This window comes from Porphyrobacter sp. MBR-49, assembly GCF_053628655.1.
Window position 1 is genome coordinate 1 of sequence record NZ_JBRJGU010000005.1, and the last position, 14,413, is coordinate 14,413.

Sequence of the window (14,413 nt, forward strand, 5' to 3'; positions counted from 1 at the left end):
CTCTCGCTGCCGTAACGCAGCAGCGTGTTCATGATATACATTTGCGCATGGGCGGATGATCCGTTGCACCCGCTTGCCTGGATTTCCTCCATGATCACGCACGCCGCCTCAAGACTTAACCCGCTGCCGCCGTGATCCGCCGGGATCAGCGCCGCAAGAAAGCCAGCCTGCGTCAGAGCATCCACGAACTCCGCCGGATATGCGCGCACCGCATCTTTCGCGCGCCAGTATTCACCGGGAAACCCTTCGCACAGACCGCGTACGGCGCGACGGATTTCGGCGAGGTCTTGGGTGTCGTGCGGCATTATCGGTCTGCTCTCCTGATTGCGCCCGTCGCGGGATGGCTGCGCGTGCTGGTAATCCCGTTTCGATCTGATACGCAATGGGTGTTGGGGGTGATGTATCACAGGAGAAAGCCAACATGCAGATCATCGCGCACGATCCAGAGCGTTTCGCCGCCCTGCCCGATTACCCCTTTGCCGAAAACTGGCTGACCATTGACCTTGGCGAAGGGTTTTCAGGCCGGATGCATTATCTTGATGAAGGGCCAAAGGATGCGCCCCCAGTGCTGTTGTTTCACGGCGAACCGAGCTGGAGCTTTCTCTATCGCAAGATGATCCCGCTGCTGGTCGACGCCGGGTTTCGCTGCCTCGCGCCCGACCTGATCGGCTTTGGCAAAAGCGACAAGCCCGATGATGTCGCATTCTACACCTATGCCCGCCACCTCGCCTGGTTGAAGCAATGGCGCGATGCGGTGGTGCCGGGCGTCGCGGGATTGTTCTGTCAGGATTGGGGTGGATTGCTGGGACTGCGGATGTTGGGCGAGCAGCCTGATCGTTTTGCCTTTGTGGTCGCCAGCAACACCTTCCTGCCCGCAGGCGGTGGCAAGGCATCACCGGGATTTCTGGCATGGCGCGAATTTGTGCTCAATTCGCCCGATTTCGATGTCGGCAAAGTGCTCGATCAGGCGACGGCAACCGCGCGGACGCCCGCAGAAATCGCCGCCTATGACGCCCCCTTCCCCGATGAGGCATCCAAGGCCGGCGCGCGCGCATTTCCGCAATTGGTGCCGGTTGAAGATGACAAGCCCGGCGTCGCTGAAAACAAGGCAGCATGGGCGGGCCTTGCCGCGTTCGACAAGCCGTTCCTGACGCTGTTCGGTGAAGATGATCCGGTGCTGGGTGCAGCCGGGCCGATGCTGGCCGAACGGATCAAGGGCGCGGCCGGGCAACCCCATGCCATGCTCAAGACCTGCGGCCATTTCAGCCAGGAAGACCGCCCGGCTGAACTGGCCGATGGCGTGATCGCGATGGCACGCAAGGCCGGTTTTCTGGCCTGACCACGGCGCTCGCCGCATCGGGCAGGGTGCGGCGAGAAATGGTGACCCCGGCGCGATTCGAACGCGCGGCCCCCAGATTAGGAATCTGGTGCTCTATCCGGCTGAGCTACGGGGTCCCGTTGCCTCCAATAGCAGGGACACCTTTCCTTTCAATTCAACTTTTCTGGCGGGGCGACCGGAAATGGCAGCGGGGCAACCGGCACGCCTTCATCGATCAGCGCCCTTGCTTCGGCAAGGCTGGCCTGTCCGTGGATCGGCGCTTCGTCGCGTTCGCCGTAATGCATCTTGCGGGTTTCATCGGCGAATTTGTCGCCCACCCATGTGCTGTTCTTCAACGCCTCGGCCTGCGCCTTGGCCAGCGCAGCGATGGCTTTTTGCACCTTGGGCGAAAGCGGTGTGTTGGCGAGTTGCTGCGTGGGGCCGTCCGCTACGCGAGCAGGCCGCGCATTGCCCTTGGCCGGAACCGCAGGGGCCATCGGTGCCTTGCTCACCGCCGCCGACCCGCACGCCGGGCAGGTCAGCAGTCCGCGCGCGCACTGTTCCTCGAAATCGGTGGACGAGCCGAACCACCCTTCGAAACGGTGGCCGTCTGCGCAGGAAAGGTCGAAAACAATCATCGCCGTTACGCTTTGGGGATTTTGCGGCGGTTGGCAAGCGCGGGCACCTGCGCGCGCACTTCGGCCACCCGCTCCAGATCAATGTCGCAGAACCCCAGCCCTGGTGCATCGCCGCCCATGTCGAGCAGCACTTCGCCCCACGGGTCGATCACCAGACTGTGGCCATAGGTGGCGCGCCCATCCTCGTGGCGGCCAACCTGCGCCGCGGCAATCACGAAGGCGCTCGCCTCGATAGCGCGGGCGCGCAGCAAGACGTGCCAATGCGCATGCCCGGTCGGCACGGTGAAAGCGGCCGGCACCGCGATGCAATCACAATGCCGATTGCCGAGCGCTTCAAACAAGGCGGGAAAGCGCATATCGTAACAGACCGCCAAGCCAAGCCGTCCGACCGGCGTATCTTCAACCGTCACCACCGCGCTGCCCGGTTCATAGGCCGCGCTTTCGCGCCACGCCTCGCCGGTCGCCAGTTCGACGTCGAACATATGGATCTTGTCATAGATGACCGGCGGGCCGAGATCGGGATAGAAATAATGCGCGCGATTGGCCCATTTGCCGCTGACCGCCATGACCGGCATCGAACCAATGGCGATATCGATATGCAGCTTGGCGGCGATGCATGACAGGTGCTCGCAGGCCTCCGATGGAGCGTCTGATGCGATCCAACCCCGCGCGCGTTCGCGGTTGCGATCGAGTAGCAACGACATTTCCGGGGTGAACAGCACCAAGGCACCTTCATCCGCTGCCCTGCGTGCAGCATTTTCGATTTCAGCCAGATTGGCAGCGGGGTCGATACCCGAACACATCTGGAGAACCGCAATACGTGGCATCAGCCCGCCAGCAGCGCGTCAAGCCGCCCAGCCCGCTCCAATGCCGCCAGATCATCCGATCCGCCCACATGGGTGTCGCCGATGAAAATCTGCGGCACTGTCCGCGCATTGGGCGCGCGCGCCAGCATTTCGGCGCGCTTGGCCCCGCCCAGCGTGATGTCATATTCCTTGAAGGCCGCGCCCTTCTGCTTGAGCAAATGCTTCGCACGCACGCAGTAAGGGCAGGCGAATTTGGTGTAGATGTCGATTTGCGGCTGAGCCATTGTGATCCTCTTGAAACCATGGTGCGAAAAACCAAATAGAGACTGTCGCAGCGTTCCGCCAGCCTTGGGGAACGTTGTGGCAGCAAAAGTGGGCGCTGCATGAGGCAGGCCCGCTGTCGAACCAGATTGCTCAAACAAGAGGATTTGCAGATTATGTCACATTTTGATTTTACCCCCTATCGCCGCAGCACGGTTGGTTTTGACCGGCTGTTCGACCTGCTCGAAAACCAGGCGCGCTTGAACGCGGGTGACAATTATCCGCCGTTCAACATCTCGCGCCGAGGCGAAGATAATTACCGCATCACGCTCGCCGTGGCGGGTTTCCGCACGCAGGATATTGATATCACCGCGCAGCAGAACCTGCTGGTCGTGCAGGGTAAAAAGCGCAACGAGATGGAGGATGACGGCGCTGAACTGATCCATGTCGGAATCGCCAATCGCGGCTTTGAGCGCCGGTTCGAATTGGCCGATTTCGTGCGGGTGGAACGCGCCGATCTGGCCGATGGCCTGCTGACCATCGATCTGGTGCGCGAAGTGCCAGACGCGATGAAACCGCGCAAGATCGCGGTTGGCGGCGTGGGCCAGCTGTCTGCGGTGGCATCATCCAGCGATGACGACGATCAGGCTGCCAGCGCCGCCTGATTATTCGCAAATTTTTGGATGATCGAAAGGGGGCGGATTTTTCAATCCGCCCCCAGCGACTTGCGTCGCCCTGGCTGGCGCTATCCGTCCGGGTCGCAGAAGACGGACAATGCCGGCCAAGCATTTGGCAGGTACCAGGAGAAACCAACCCCAGACGACTTTTGCCTAAACCCGGCGAAAAGCCATGTGGCCGCAATAACAATGCGGCCCCTGTCAAACCATGAACCCCGCCAAGCGTTTAATGCGGAATGGCAATAACACGCAAGGTTAATCTTCTCGGATTCCAGCGACTCGCCAATCACGCAACGGAAACCACGGCGACAGCCCCCTCGTCCCGATATTCATGAAGCACGCGTGTTTGAAAAACGGCGGTAAAACGAATCAGACGAGGCGCGATTGTTCCAGCGCCGCGGAGATGAACCCGGCAAACAGCGGGTGCGGATCGAACGGGCGGGATTTCAACTCGGGGTGAAACTGCACGCCGACGAACCAAGGATGATCAGGCCGCTCGACGATTTCGGGCAGCAAGCCATCAGGGGACATCCCGGCAAAGATCAGCCCCTGCTTCTCGAGCGGTTCGATATAGGCGCTGTTGACTTCGTAGCGGTGACGGTGACGCTCGGAAATCAGCTCCGCCCCGCCATAGATACGCGAAACATGGCTATTGGCGCTCAGCTTGGCCGGATAGGCGCCGAGCCGCATCGTTCCGCCCAGATCGCCGCCTTCTTCGCGTTGCTGAATGCCTTCCTGGCTCATCCATTCGGTGATGATGCCGACCACGGGCGCATCAGTCGCGCCGAATTCGGTTGAGGACGCCCCGGCGATGCCGGCCGCGCGCGCGCCTTCGACGCAGGCCATCTGCATTCCCAGACAGATACCGAAGAATGGCACCCCGCGTTCACGCGCGAAGCGCACCGCTGAAATCTTGCCTTCGCTGCCGCGCGTTCCAAACCCGCCCGGCACCAGAATGCCGTGCATCGGATCGAGCGCGGCGATGATCTGCGATTCGTCATCGCCTTCGAAGATTTCGGCGTCGATCCACTTGATGTTGACCTTCACCCGGTTGGCAAGCCCGCCGTGGATCAATGCTTCGTTGAGGCTTTTATAGGCGTCCGGCAGCCCGACATATTTGCCCACCACCGCGATGGTAACTTCGCCTTCTGGGTTGAAATAGCGGTCGTTGACATCGTCCCACGCCGCCAGATTCGGTTCGGGCGCGTCGGTAATGCCGAAGGCGCGCAGCACTTCGCGGTCGAGCCCTTCGGCGTGATATTGTTGCGGCACCGCATAGATTGATGGAGCGTCCAACGCGGGGATCACCGCTTCGGTGCGCACGTTGCAGAACTGCGCGATCTTGCGGCGTTCGGTTTCGGGGATCGGGTGTTCGGCGCGGCACAGCAGCAGATCAGGCTTGATCCCGAGGCTGGCGAGTTCGCGCACCGAATGCTGGGTCGGCTTGGTCTTCAGCTCACCTGCCGCCTTGATATAGGGCACCAGCGTGACGTGGACGCTGAGCGTTTGCAGCGGTTCCAGCTCGTTCCGCAATTGCCGGATCGCCTCCATGAAGGGCAGCGATTCGATGTCGCCCACCGTCCCGCCGATTTCACACAGGATGAAATCGAGGCCATCCTGTTCGGCCAGCGCGAATTCCTTGATCGCGTCGGTGACGTGCGGGATCACCTGCACCGTTGCGCCCAGGTAATCGCCGCGCCGTTCGCGGGCGATGATGTCGCGGTAAACCCGGCCCGAGGTGATATTGTCGCTCTGCCGCGCGGATACGCCGGTAAAGCGTTCGTAATGCCCCAGATCGAGATCGGTTTCGGCCCCGTCATCGGTAACATAGACCTCACCGTGCTGATACGGGCTCATCGTGCCCGGATCGACGTTGAGATAGGGATCGAACTTGCGGATGCGGACTTTATAGCCGCGCGCTTGCAACAGCGCCGCGAGGCTTGCCGCCATCAGACCTTTGCCAAGCGAGGAGACCACGCCGCCGGTGATAAAAATGAACCGCGCCATGGGAGTTGAGCCTTAAGCTGCGAGAGGGATTCGGGGCAAGCGAATTGCGCCAGCAAATGCTGCGCCATCCACAGTGCTGTCGGATTCAGGGGCTGAACGGACGCGCGCGCGCCAGTGCAATCACTATTCGGCGAGCGGATCTTCGCTGGCGGGAGCAGCCGGAACCGTCTCTGCCGGGGCCGATTGGGTTGGCGCAACCGGATCGGCCAGCAGATCGGGCGCTGCCGGGGCCGCCGCGCCGCGTTCGAGCGTGGAGGTGACGCTGACTGCGCTGCTTTCGCGAACAGCCAAGCCTGCGAGCACGATCGACAGCACCACAAACACGATGGCCAGCCACTTCGTCGCACGGGTCAGGAAATCCGCCGATCCGCGCGCACCAATCCCGCCCGATGGGTTGCCGCCGATGCCCAGCCCGCCCCCTTCGGAGCGCTGCATCAGGACAGAACCGACCAGCGCTGCGGCGACAATCGCCTGAACCACGGTGAGGAAGATGAACAAGGACATAGAAAAAACTCGTGCGAAGGGCGGCGCGCGCCCGGTTGCGTCTGGTGCCCGCCATGTAGGCCGAGTGCGCCCCCGCGACAAGTCCGCGAGAAAGCGCGCCGGCCACAGGCTGGATTGCTAGTTTTCGAACGGCTCACCCGCAGCGAGCGCGATGCCCATGAAACTATCGGCGGTCAGGCTTGCCCCGCCGATCAATGCACCGCCAACTTCGGGGACGGCGAAGATTTCAGCAGCGTTTTCCGGCTTCACTGACCCGCCATAGATGATCCGCACCTCTGGCCCCTGTTCATCACCGAACAGATCCACCAGCAGCGCGCGGATTGCAGCGTGCATTTCACCAATATCCTCAACCGTTGCCGCCGTGCCGGTGCCGATTGCCCAGATCGGTTCATAGGCCACGGTCAATCGATCAGCGACATCGGCTAGCATCGATTCAGTCGGCGGAAGCGATGCCTTGAGCTGCTTTTTGACAACCTCCACAGCCTCACCCGATTCGCGCGCCTTGGCGCTTTCGCCGCAGCACATGATGACCCGCAGGCCAGCGGCCAGCGCGGCTTCGGCTTTGGCGCGCACCCGCGCATCGGTTTCGCCATGCCCTTGGCGGCGTTCGCTATGGCCAAGGATCACGAACTTGGCCCCGGCATCGGCGACCATCGCGGCGGAAATGTCACCAGTGAAAGCACCGCCATCAGCGTGGTGGCAATCCTGCGCGCCCACGGCGATCTGTTCAGCCTCACGGTGAATCGGGTGAATCAGCGTGTAAGGCGGTGCCAGCGCCACCTCGACCTTCATGTGGCGCTGGGCAGCACGGTCAATCGCCCGCGCTTCGGACAGCATCGCACGGGTGCCATGCATCTTCCAGTTTCCGACAATATAGGGTCGGCGGGTCATCGGTTTGTCCTGCACCTTGCAAAATGAGAGGGTTAATAGCCGGTGTCTGCGATTCTATGGCCGCTTTAGTGCCCCGACGCCGCGTCCGCTAGCCGAGGAAGCCGTGCTAGTCAAAACGCGCTGACACCTGTTGCCGCGCAGCCGCAGGGACGATAAGGCGCGCCGGTGCCGTAAGCCTTGCGGTGCAGCGCAGCGGCTGTAAGGCCGTGCCATCAGCCAGCCTCGGGTGGGATTGTCACGCCATGATTTCGTTCTTCCGCCGTTTCTTCCAGTCCAAAATCGGCCTGCCGGTTTTTCTTGGGTTCCTTGGCCTGATGGCGCTGGCATTCGCTGCGGCGGATATCACCGGATCGACTTTTGGCGGCATTGCAGGCGGCGACCGCGTTGCGGTGGTCGGCGGTGAGGCGATTCCGGTGTCCGATGTTGCCATCGCTGCGAACACGGCATTGAATCAGGTGCGCCAGCAAAACGCCACGCTGACGATGCCCGAATTCGTTGCCGAGGGCGGGTTTGATGAAGTGCTCCGCCAGTTGATCGACCGCACCACCGTGGGCACCTATGGCGAGAAGTACGGCCTGCGCGCCGGTGAAAACCTGATGAACAGCGAAATTCTCCAGATCGGGGCATTTCGCGGGCTGACCGGAGAATTTGATCCCGCTGCCTATCAGGCCGCGCTGCGTCAGGCCGGGATGAATGACGCGACCTTCCGCCGTGATCTGGCCGTCACCCTGATCGAGCAGCAAATGCTCAAGCCTGCACTGGCCGCGCCGCAACTGCCGGAAAAGATTGCACGCCAATATGCCGCATTGGTGCTTGAACGGCGCAAGGGTGAAATTGCGCTGATCCCCAGCGCCGCCTTTGCCCCCGCTGGCAATCCCGGCGATGCGCAGCTGTCCGCATGGTATCAGGACAACCGCACCCAGTTCATCCGCCCCGAACGGCGCACCCTGCGCTTTGCGGTGTTCGGTGCCGACACGCTCGAAGTTTCGGCCACGCCATCAGCAGCGGAAATCGCCGCGCGTTACAAACGCGACGCGGCCAAATACCAGGCCAGCGAGCGGCGCGCAGTGACCAGTTTCGTGGTGCCGACCGAGGATGCGGCGAAGGCGCTGGCGGCGCGGATTCGCGGCGGGGTCGCGCTGGAAGCCGCAGCGCGCGAAGCCGGGTTCACCGCCTCAACCGCTGAATTGCGCGACCGTGAGGCGATGGCGAGCGCCACAAGTTTCGCCTTTGCCGAGGCTGCGTTCAAAGCCGCGCAGGGCGGGATCGTGGAGCCGGCGCAAGGCACGCTGGGTTGGTATGTCGCCCGCGTCGACCAGATTGAGCGCAGCGCGGCGCGCAGTCTGGAACAGGCCACGCCAGAGATCACCGAGCAGCTCACCGCTGAAAAGCGCAGCGCCGCCGTGGCTGATCTGACCGCCGAAATTGAAGCCGAGATCGATGGTGGCACCGCGCTGGCCGAAGTTGCTGCGGCATACGGTCTCACGGTCGAAGCCTCGCCCGCATTGCTCGCCAATGGCCAGGCCTTTGGTCAGCCCGATGTGCAAATCGTGCCGCAGCTGTTGCCGGTGCTCAGCACCGCGTTCCAGATGGAGGAAAGCGAACCGCAGCTGGCCGAAATCGTCCCCGGTCAGCAATTCGTGATGTTCGAAGTCGCGCGCATCGAAGAAGCCGCCGCGCCGCCGCTCGCGCAGGTTCGCGAAGCAGCGATTGCGGCATGGAAACGCGCGCAGGGGGCCAAACTGGCCAAGGCTGCGGCGGATCGCATCACCGCCAAGGTGCGCGGCGACACTGCGCTTGCCGCTGCGCTTGCTGCCGAAAACAATCCGGGATTTGAACGCGAGGTGATTGATCTGGAGCGCCGCCAATTGCTTGCCCAGACCCGCGGCAACCTGCCCGCGCCGCTGGTATTGCTGTTCAGCATGGCCGAAGGTTCGGTCAAGGTGCTCGAAGCGCCGCGTGACATTGGTTGGTATGTCGTCAGCCTCGACGCGATCAGCACCGATCCGGTTGAAAGCGAGCCCGGACTGGTGGGTCAGACCCGCCAGCAGCTCGCACCGGCGCTGGTCGACGAATACCGGCGTCAGGCCACCACTGCGATGCGCGCTGAACTGGGCGTCACCCGCAACGACCCCGCGATCGAAGCGTTGCGCAAGCAGCTCTCTGGCGAACAGTAAGCGCAGGCGTGATCGTTTCGTGACCCCATCTGCCGCTGGCCTGCCTGAAAACGCTGAATCCGCCATCGCCGCGCTGGCAGATGGGCGTGCGGCGCTCGTGTGGCGGCGGATCATAGCCGATAGCGACACGCCGGTCGGCGCAGCACGGCGGCTGATCGTGCCGGGGCGCGGCGATTTCCTGCTCGAATCGGTCGAAGGCGGCGAAGTGCGCGGGCGTTACAGCCTGCTCGGGCTTGATCCCGATCTGGTGTTCCGGGCCAAGGGCGCGGCGGCTGAAATCAACCGCGATTGGCGCATAGACCGCGCTGCCTTCAGCCCTTGTAATGGCGATGCGTTGGCCGAACTGCGCGCGCTGGCGGATGCCTGCCGGATTGATCCGATGCCCGATGGGCTGCCGCCCGCGCTCGCCTGTCTGGTCGGCTATCTCGGCTATGAAACCATCGGACTGGCCGAAACCCTGCCGCGCGCCGCCGACAGCCCGCTGGAACTTCCCGATATGCTGTTTGTGCGGCCCACGGTGATACTGGTGTTCGATGGCCTCACCAACGCGCTGTTCGCGATTGCCCCGATCTGGCAGGCGAGCGATCCTGCCGCTGCGGTGGCGCGCGCGGGCGAGCGGATTGACGCGACCTTGAGCCAGCTTGCCCAGCCCGCCCCTGCTGCTGACACCGCCGCGCTGCCCGATGCCCTGCCCGATCTGGCCCCGGTAATTGCAGCCGAGGATTACAAGGCGATGGCACTGCGGGCGAAGGATTACATTCTGGCGGGCGACATTTTTCAGGTGGTGCTGGCGCAACGGTTCACCTGCCCCTTCCCCCTGCCGCCGCTGGCGCTGTATCGCGCGCTGCGGCGGGTAAACCCCTCGCCGTTCCTCTATTTCCTCGATCTGCCCGGCTTTGCGCTGGTGGGTTCCAGCCCGGAAATCCTGGTGCGGGTGCGGGACAATGAACTCACGATCCGCCCGATTGCAGGGACGCGCCCGCGTGGGCAATCGCGCGATGAGGATGTCGCCAACGAAGCCAGCCTGCTCGCCGACCCCAAGGAACGCGCTGAACACCTGATGCTGCTCGATCTGGGGCGCAATGATGTGGGCCGGGTGGCAGCGGCGGGCAGCGTGACAGTGACCGACAGTTTTACGGTCGAACGTTACAGCCACGTGATGCACATCGTCAGCAATGTGGTGGGACAGCTTGCGTCCGATAAAGACGCGCTCGACGCGTTGTTTGCGGGCTTTCCGGCGGGCACCGTGTCGGGCGCGCCGAAAATCCGCGCGTGCGAGATTATTGTCGAACTCGAACCCGAAACGCGCGGGGCCTATGCCGGGGGCGTCGGATATTTCGCGCCCGATGGCAGCCTTGATTCGTGCATCGTGTTGCGCACTGCGGTGGTGAAGGACGGGGTGATGCATGTGCAGGCGGGTGCGGGCATCGTCGCCGATAGCGATCCCGATTACGAACTCGCCGAATGCCGCGCCAAGGCAGGCGCGCTGATCGCCGCCGCGCGCGAAGCGGTGCGCGTGGCTGGCGAGCCGGGGTATGGGCAATGACCAACAGGGAGAGCGGGATGATGCAGAGCATACGTTACGCGGCGGCACTGCTGCTTGCGCTGGCGCTGAGCCTGCCGCTAACTGCGGCCAAGGCCGAAGACTGGCTGGCGAAGGCGCAGGAACACGAGATCGTGCTCAAGGATTTCGCCTTCGCAACCGGCGAGACGCTGCCTGCGATCACCATGCACGCGCTCACCTTGGGGGAGCCGCGCCGCAATGCCGCAGGAGAGATCGAAAATGCGGTAATGCTGCTGCACGGCACCGGCGGAAACGCGGCATCGCTGCTGCAACCCCATTTTGGCGACGCCATGTTCAGGCCGGGTCAACCGCTCGACATCACGCGCACCTACATCATTTCGCCCAGCAATCTGGGCCACGGCAAAAGCAGCAAGCCCAGCGATGGCCTGCGCGGAGCTTTTCCGCGCTATGATTATGACGACATGATCCGCGCGCAACACCGGATGCTGACCGAGGGGTTCGGGATCACCCGCCTCGACATGATCATCGGCACTTCGATGGGGTGTATGCATTCATTCGTGTGGGGGCCGATGTATCCCGATTTCGTCGGCAAATACGTCCCGCTCGCCTGTAACGCGGTCGAGATTGCCGGGCGCAACCGCATAATGCGGCAGATGGTGATCGACGGGTTCAGGAACGATCCGGCCTATGATGGCGGCAATTATGCCGATCCGGCCGATCTCAAGGTTGGACAGGCGATCGCGGCCAATGTCCTGCTGCTTGCAGGGAGCAATCCCTATCGCATGGAAGCAGAACTTCCGACTCGCGCAGCGGCGGAGCAGTTTTACACCGCGCGGCAGCGCCGTGCCGCCGCAAACCCGGTCGATCCCAACGATACGATCTATCAGTTCGATGCCTCGCGCGATTACAACCCGGCGGCGCGCTTGCATGAAATTACCGCGCCGGTGCTGTGGATCAACTCGGCCGATGATTTCATCAACCCGCCCGGCCTCGGCAACCCGGCGGCGCTCGCCTCCACCATGCCGCGCGCGCGGTTCGTGCTGATCCCGCCGAGCGCGCAGACCTATGGCCACGGAACGCACAGCCGCCCGAACCTGTGGATGGACGAGCTTTTGCGTTTTCTCAAAGAAAACCAATGATCAGAACGTCAGTTACCCTGCTTGCGACGCTTGCCGCCACACTCTCTCTTACGGCCTGTTCGGAAGCGCCTGCGGGCGAGCCGGTGGTGCGAATGCAGCTGGATGGATCATCGGGCGAGGTGTTGTCGTCCCCTTCACCATCAACCACTCCATCGCAGGCCGCTGCGCCCTCCGCCTGCCGCGACGTTACGTTTGAGGGCGCGGCGCTGACCCATTGCACCGCTGACCCGACCAAGCACCGCATTGCGATGGCAAATGCGGCCAACGGCGGGCAGCCGCTCGGTTCGCTGAGCGCATTTGCCGCCACGGTCGATCCCGCATCAATCGCCTTCGCCATGAACGGCGGGATGTATGGCGATGATCTTAAGCCGGTAGGCTATTATGTCGAGAATGGGGAGCGCCTGTCAGAGATTGATCGTGGTGACGGTGAGGGCAATTTCTATATGCAGCCCAACGGCGTGTTCTTCGGCACCGGGGGGACATGGCGGGTGCTGGCGCGCGATGCATTTATCGCGACCGTGGGGGATCGCCCGCTATTCGGCACGCAGTCCGGCCCGATGCTGGTGATCGACGGCAAACTGCACCCCGATATTCAGGACAACGGCCCCTCCCGCGCGATCCGCAACGGGGTGGGCGTGGACGCCAAGGGCGCGGCCCATTTCGTGATTTCACGCGGGGACATCAGCTTCGGGCAATTGGCGCGCTATTTCCGCGATGAGGTGAAGGCGGCCAATGCGCTTTATCTCGATGGGCAGGTATCCGCGCTATGGGACCCCGCCACCGGACGGCAGGACAAGGCGCGCATCGGCCCGATCATTGTGGTGAGCAAGCGCGAAGGAGCGGCGCAGTGACCCCGTCTGGCACGATCCTCGTCATCGACAATTACGACAGCTTTACCTTCAACCTCGTCCATTACCTGATGGAGTTGGGAGCCAAGGTGCGGGTGGAGCGCAATGATGCGCTGACCGCTGCGGAGGCTTTGCGCAGCGACGCGGCGGGGTTCCTGATCTCACCCGGGCCTTGCACTCCCAACGAGGCGGGGATCAGCCTCGATCTGGTTGCCGCCTGCGCCGATGCCGGAAAGCCGCTGATGGGGGTTTGCCTCGGCCATCAGGCGATTGGCCAGCATTTCGGCGGTCGGGTGCAGCGCGGCGGGTTGATGCATGGCAAGACATCGCCGGTAACGCATGACGGCAGCGGGCTGTTCACAGGCCTGCCCTCCCCCTTCATCGCCACGCGCTATCACAGCCTTGAGGTGGTCGATGTTCCGCCCGCGCTGATCGCCAATGCCTATGCCGAAACGCCGGGCGCGGATCACCCCTCGGTGATGGGGTTTCGCCATGCCGAACTGCCGATCCATTCGGTGCAGTTCCACCCTGAAAGCATCGCGACGCAGCACGGCCACGCGCTGCTCGCCAATTTCGCGGCGCTGTGCGGGCTGAACCCGCAAATGCCCGAAAGGCTGATCCCATGACCGCCAAGCTCCCCGATGTCACCACGCCGCTGAGCGAGGCTGAGGCCGAGGCCGCATTCGGCACCCTGCTCGATGGCGCTCCGTCCGAGGGCGAGATCGAAGCATTCCTGATCGCCCTGTCTGCGCGCGGAGAGACGGCTGACGAAATCGCCGGGGCCGCGCGGGCGCTGCGGGCGCGGTTGATCCCGATTGCCGCGCCGGACAACGCCATCGACGTGTGCGGCACCGGGGGCGACGGGCACCACACATTGAACGTCTCCACCGCCGTCAGCCTGGTCGTAGCCGCCTGCGGGGTGCCGGTCGCCAAGCACGGCAACCGCGCGGCATCGTCAAAGGCTGGCGCAGCGGACACGCTGGAAGCGCTCGGCCTCGATATGGACGCTGCCGGGCGCACTGCGGAAAAAACCCTCGCGCAGATCGGCATCTGTTTTCTGTTCGCAAAAAACCACCACCCGGCGATGGCCCGCATTCAACCGATCCGGCAGAAAATCGGCAAACGCACGATCTTCAACCTGATGGGCCCGCTGTCGAACCCGGCCAAGGTCAAAAGCCAGCTGATCGGGATTGCGCGGCCCGCCTATGTCCCGATCTATGCGGGCGCATTGGCACGGCTTGGCACCGGTCAATCGCTGATCGTGTCGGGCGATGAAGGGCTCGACGAACTCAGCCTTGCGGGCGGGAACGAAGTCGCGGTAGTTTCCGGCAACGCCTTCACGATGGAGCGGGTCGATGCCAGCGCGGCAGGGCTCCCCCACGCGCCGATAGAGGCGATTCGCGGCGATGATGCGCACCACAACGCCGCTGCGTTAAAGGCGCTGCTGATGGGCGCGCCCGGCCCTTACCGTGACGCCGTGCTGTTTAATGCCACAGGTGCCCTGCTGGTCGCGCAGCGCGGCCAAAGCTGGCAGGATCGCGTGGCGATGGCGGCCGAGGCGCTCGATTCCGGTCGGGCCAAGGCGCTGCTTGAACAATGGATTGCACTGGCGAAGTGACTCG

General features: G+C 63.3%; 15 protein-coding genes and 1 tRNA gene. 8 read left to right on the forward strand and 8 right to left on the reverse strand.

From position 1 onward, the window contains the following. Window positions 1–305 (reverse strand): acyl-CoA dehydrogenase family protein (locus ACSSV3_RS07955; protein WP_354324501.1); only part of this gene is annotated, 305 nt, incomplete at its 3' end. A 116-nt stretch (window positions 306–421) separates the two neighbouring features. Between ACSSV3_RS07955 and ACSSV3_RS07960 the strand changes: the two genes are divergently transcribed. Continuing rightward, a complete protein-coding gene (locus tag ACSSV3_RS07960) occupies window positions 422–1,339 on the forward strand; it encodes a haloalkane dehalogenase (RefSeq protein WP_354324499.1) in 918 nt (305 codons plus the stop codon). A 39-nt stretch (window positions 1,340–1,378) separates the two neighbouring features. Here the strand turns inward: ACSSV3_RS07960 and ACSSV3_RS07965 are convergent. From ACSSV3_RS07965 to grxC, 4 genes are all read right to left on the reverse strand, one after another. Beyond that, window positions 1,379–1,455: transfer RNA gene (locus tag ACSSV3_RS07965), tRNA-Arg, on the reverse strand. 33 nt (window positions 1,456–1,488) lie between these two features. Then, window positions 1,489–1,956: a DUF1178 family protein gene (locus tag ACSSV3_RS07970; protein ID WP_354324498.1), complete on the reverse strand. Its 468-nt coding sequence runs from the start codon at window positions 1,954–1,956 to the stop codon at window positions 1,489–1,491. A 5-nt stretch (window positions 1,957–1,961) separates the two neighbouring features. Next, window positions 1,962–2,783, reverse strand: coding sequence for a carbon-nitrogen hydrolase family protein (locus tag ACSSV3_RS07975; protein WP_354324496.1), 822 nt, complete (start codon window positions 2,781–2,783; stop codon window positions 1,962–1,964). Further along, window positions 2,783–3,046, reverse strand: a complete 264-nt coding sequence (gene grxC / locus ACSSV3_RS07980) for a glutaredoxin 3 (RefSeq protein WP_354324495.1) — start codon at window positions 3,044–3,046, stop codon at window positions 2,783–2,785. Before grxC ends, ACSSV3_RS07975 begins: the two co-directional genes overlap by 1 nt. Window positions 3,047–3,199: 153 nt before the next feature. Here grxC and ACSSV3_RS07985 point away from each other — a divergent pair, with 153 nt between their 5' ends. Further along, window positions 3,200–3,688 carry an Hsp20 family protein gene (locus tag ACSSV3_RS07985; protein WP_354324493.1) on the forward strand — a complete coding sequence of 163 codons (489 nt, stop codon included), beginning with the start codon at window positions 3,200–3,202 and terminating at the stop codon, window positions 3,686–3,688. Between the two features lie 381 nt (window positions 3,689–4,069). Here the strand turns inward: ACSSV3_RS07985 and ACSSV3_RS07990 are convergent, their stop codons facing one another. From ACSSV3_RS07990 to tpiA, 3 genes are all read right to left on the reverse strand, one after another. Then, a complete protein-coding gene (locus ACSSV3_RS07990; protein WP_354324491.1) occupies window positions 4,070–5,707 on the reverse strand; it encodes a CTP synthase in 1,638 nt (545 codons plus the stop codon). A 123-nt stretch (window positions 5,708–5,830) separates the two neighbouring features. Next, window positions 5,831–6,211 carry a preprotein translocase subunit SecG gene (secG, locus tag ACSSV3_RS07995; RefSeq protein WP_354324489.1) on the reverse strand — a complete coding sequence of 127 codons (381 nt, stop codon included), beginning with the start codon at window positions 6,209–6,211 and terminating at the stop codon, window positions 5,831–5,833. Window positions 6,212–6,328: 117 nt separating this feature from the next. Next, window positions 6,329–7,102 carry a triose-phosphate isomerase gene (tpiA, locus tag ACSSV3_RS08000; protein WP_354324487.1) on the reverse strand — a complete coding sequence of 258 codons (774 nt, stop codon included), beginning with the start codon at window positions 7,100–7,102 and terminating at the stop codon, window positions 6,329–6,331. A gap of 242 nt (window positions 7,103–7,344) precedes the next feature. On the opposite strand from tpiA, the gene ACSSV3_RS08005 reads away from it, so the two are divergent. Genes ACSSV3_RS08005 through trpD form a run of 6 tightly spaced genes read left to right on the forward strand, consistent with a single transcriptional unit; the run spans window position 7,345 to window position 14,409 of the window. Continuing rightward, window positions 7,345–9,279 carry a peptidylprolyl isomerase gene (locus tag ACSSV3_RS08005; RefSeq protein WP_354324486.1) on the forward strand — a complete coding sequence of 645 codons (1,935 nt, stop codon included), beginning with the start codon at window positions 7,345–7,347 and terminating at the stop codon, window positions 9,277–9,279. A 19-nt stretch (window positions 9,280–9,298) separates the two neighbouring features. Further along, window positions 9,299–10,825, forward strand: coding sequence for an anthranilate synthase component I family protein (locus ACSSV3_RS08010; RefSeq protein WP_454184783.1), 1,527 nt, complete (start codon window positions 9,299–9,301; stop codon window positions 10,823–10,825). Beyond that, a complete protein-coding gene (locus tag ACSSV3_RS08015; protein WP_454184784.1) occupies window positions 10,822–11,943 on the forward strand; it encodes an alpha/beta fold hydrolase in 1,122 nt (373 codons plus the stop codon). Before ACSSV3_RS08010 ends, ACSSV3_RS08015 begins: the two co-directional genes overlap by 4 nt. Continuing rightward, window positions 11,940–12,794 carry a phosphodiester glycosidase family protein gene (locus ACSSV3_RS08020; protein ID WP_354324483.1) on the forward strand — a complete coding sequence of 285 codons (855 nt, stop codon included), beginning with the start codon at window positions 11,940–11,942 and terminating at the stop codon, window positions 12,792–12,794. Before ACSSV3_RS08015 ends, ACSSV3_RS08020 begins: the two co-directional genes overlap by 4 nt. Beyond that, window positions 12,791–13,417 carry an anthranilate synthase component II gene (locus tag ACSSV3_RS08025; RefSeq protein ID WP_354324481.1) on the forward strand — a complete coding sequence of 209 codons (627 nt, stop codon included), beginning with the start codon at window positions 12,791–12,793 and terminating at the stop codon, window positions 13,415–13,417. The genes ACSSV3_RS08020 and ACSSV3_RS08025 overlap by 4 nt, the downstream gene beginning before the upstream one ends. Further along, window positions 13,414–14,409: an anthranilate phosphoribosyltransferase gene (gene trpD, locus ACSSV3_RS08030; RefSeq protein ID WP_354324479.1), complete on the forward strand. Its 996-nt coding sequence runs from the start codon at window positions 13,414–13,416 to the stop codon at window positions 14,407–14,409. Before ACSSV3_RS08025 ends, trpD begins: the two co-directional genes overlap by 4 nt. Window positions 14,410–14,413 lie beyond the last annotated feature (4 nt).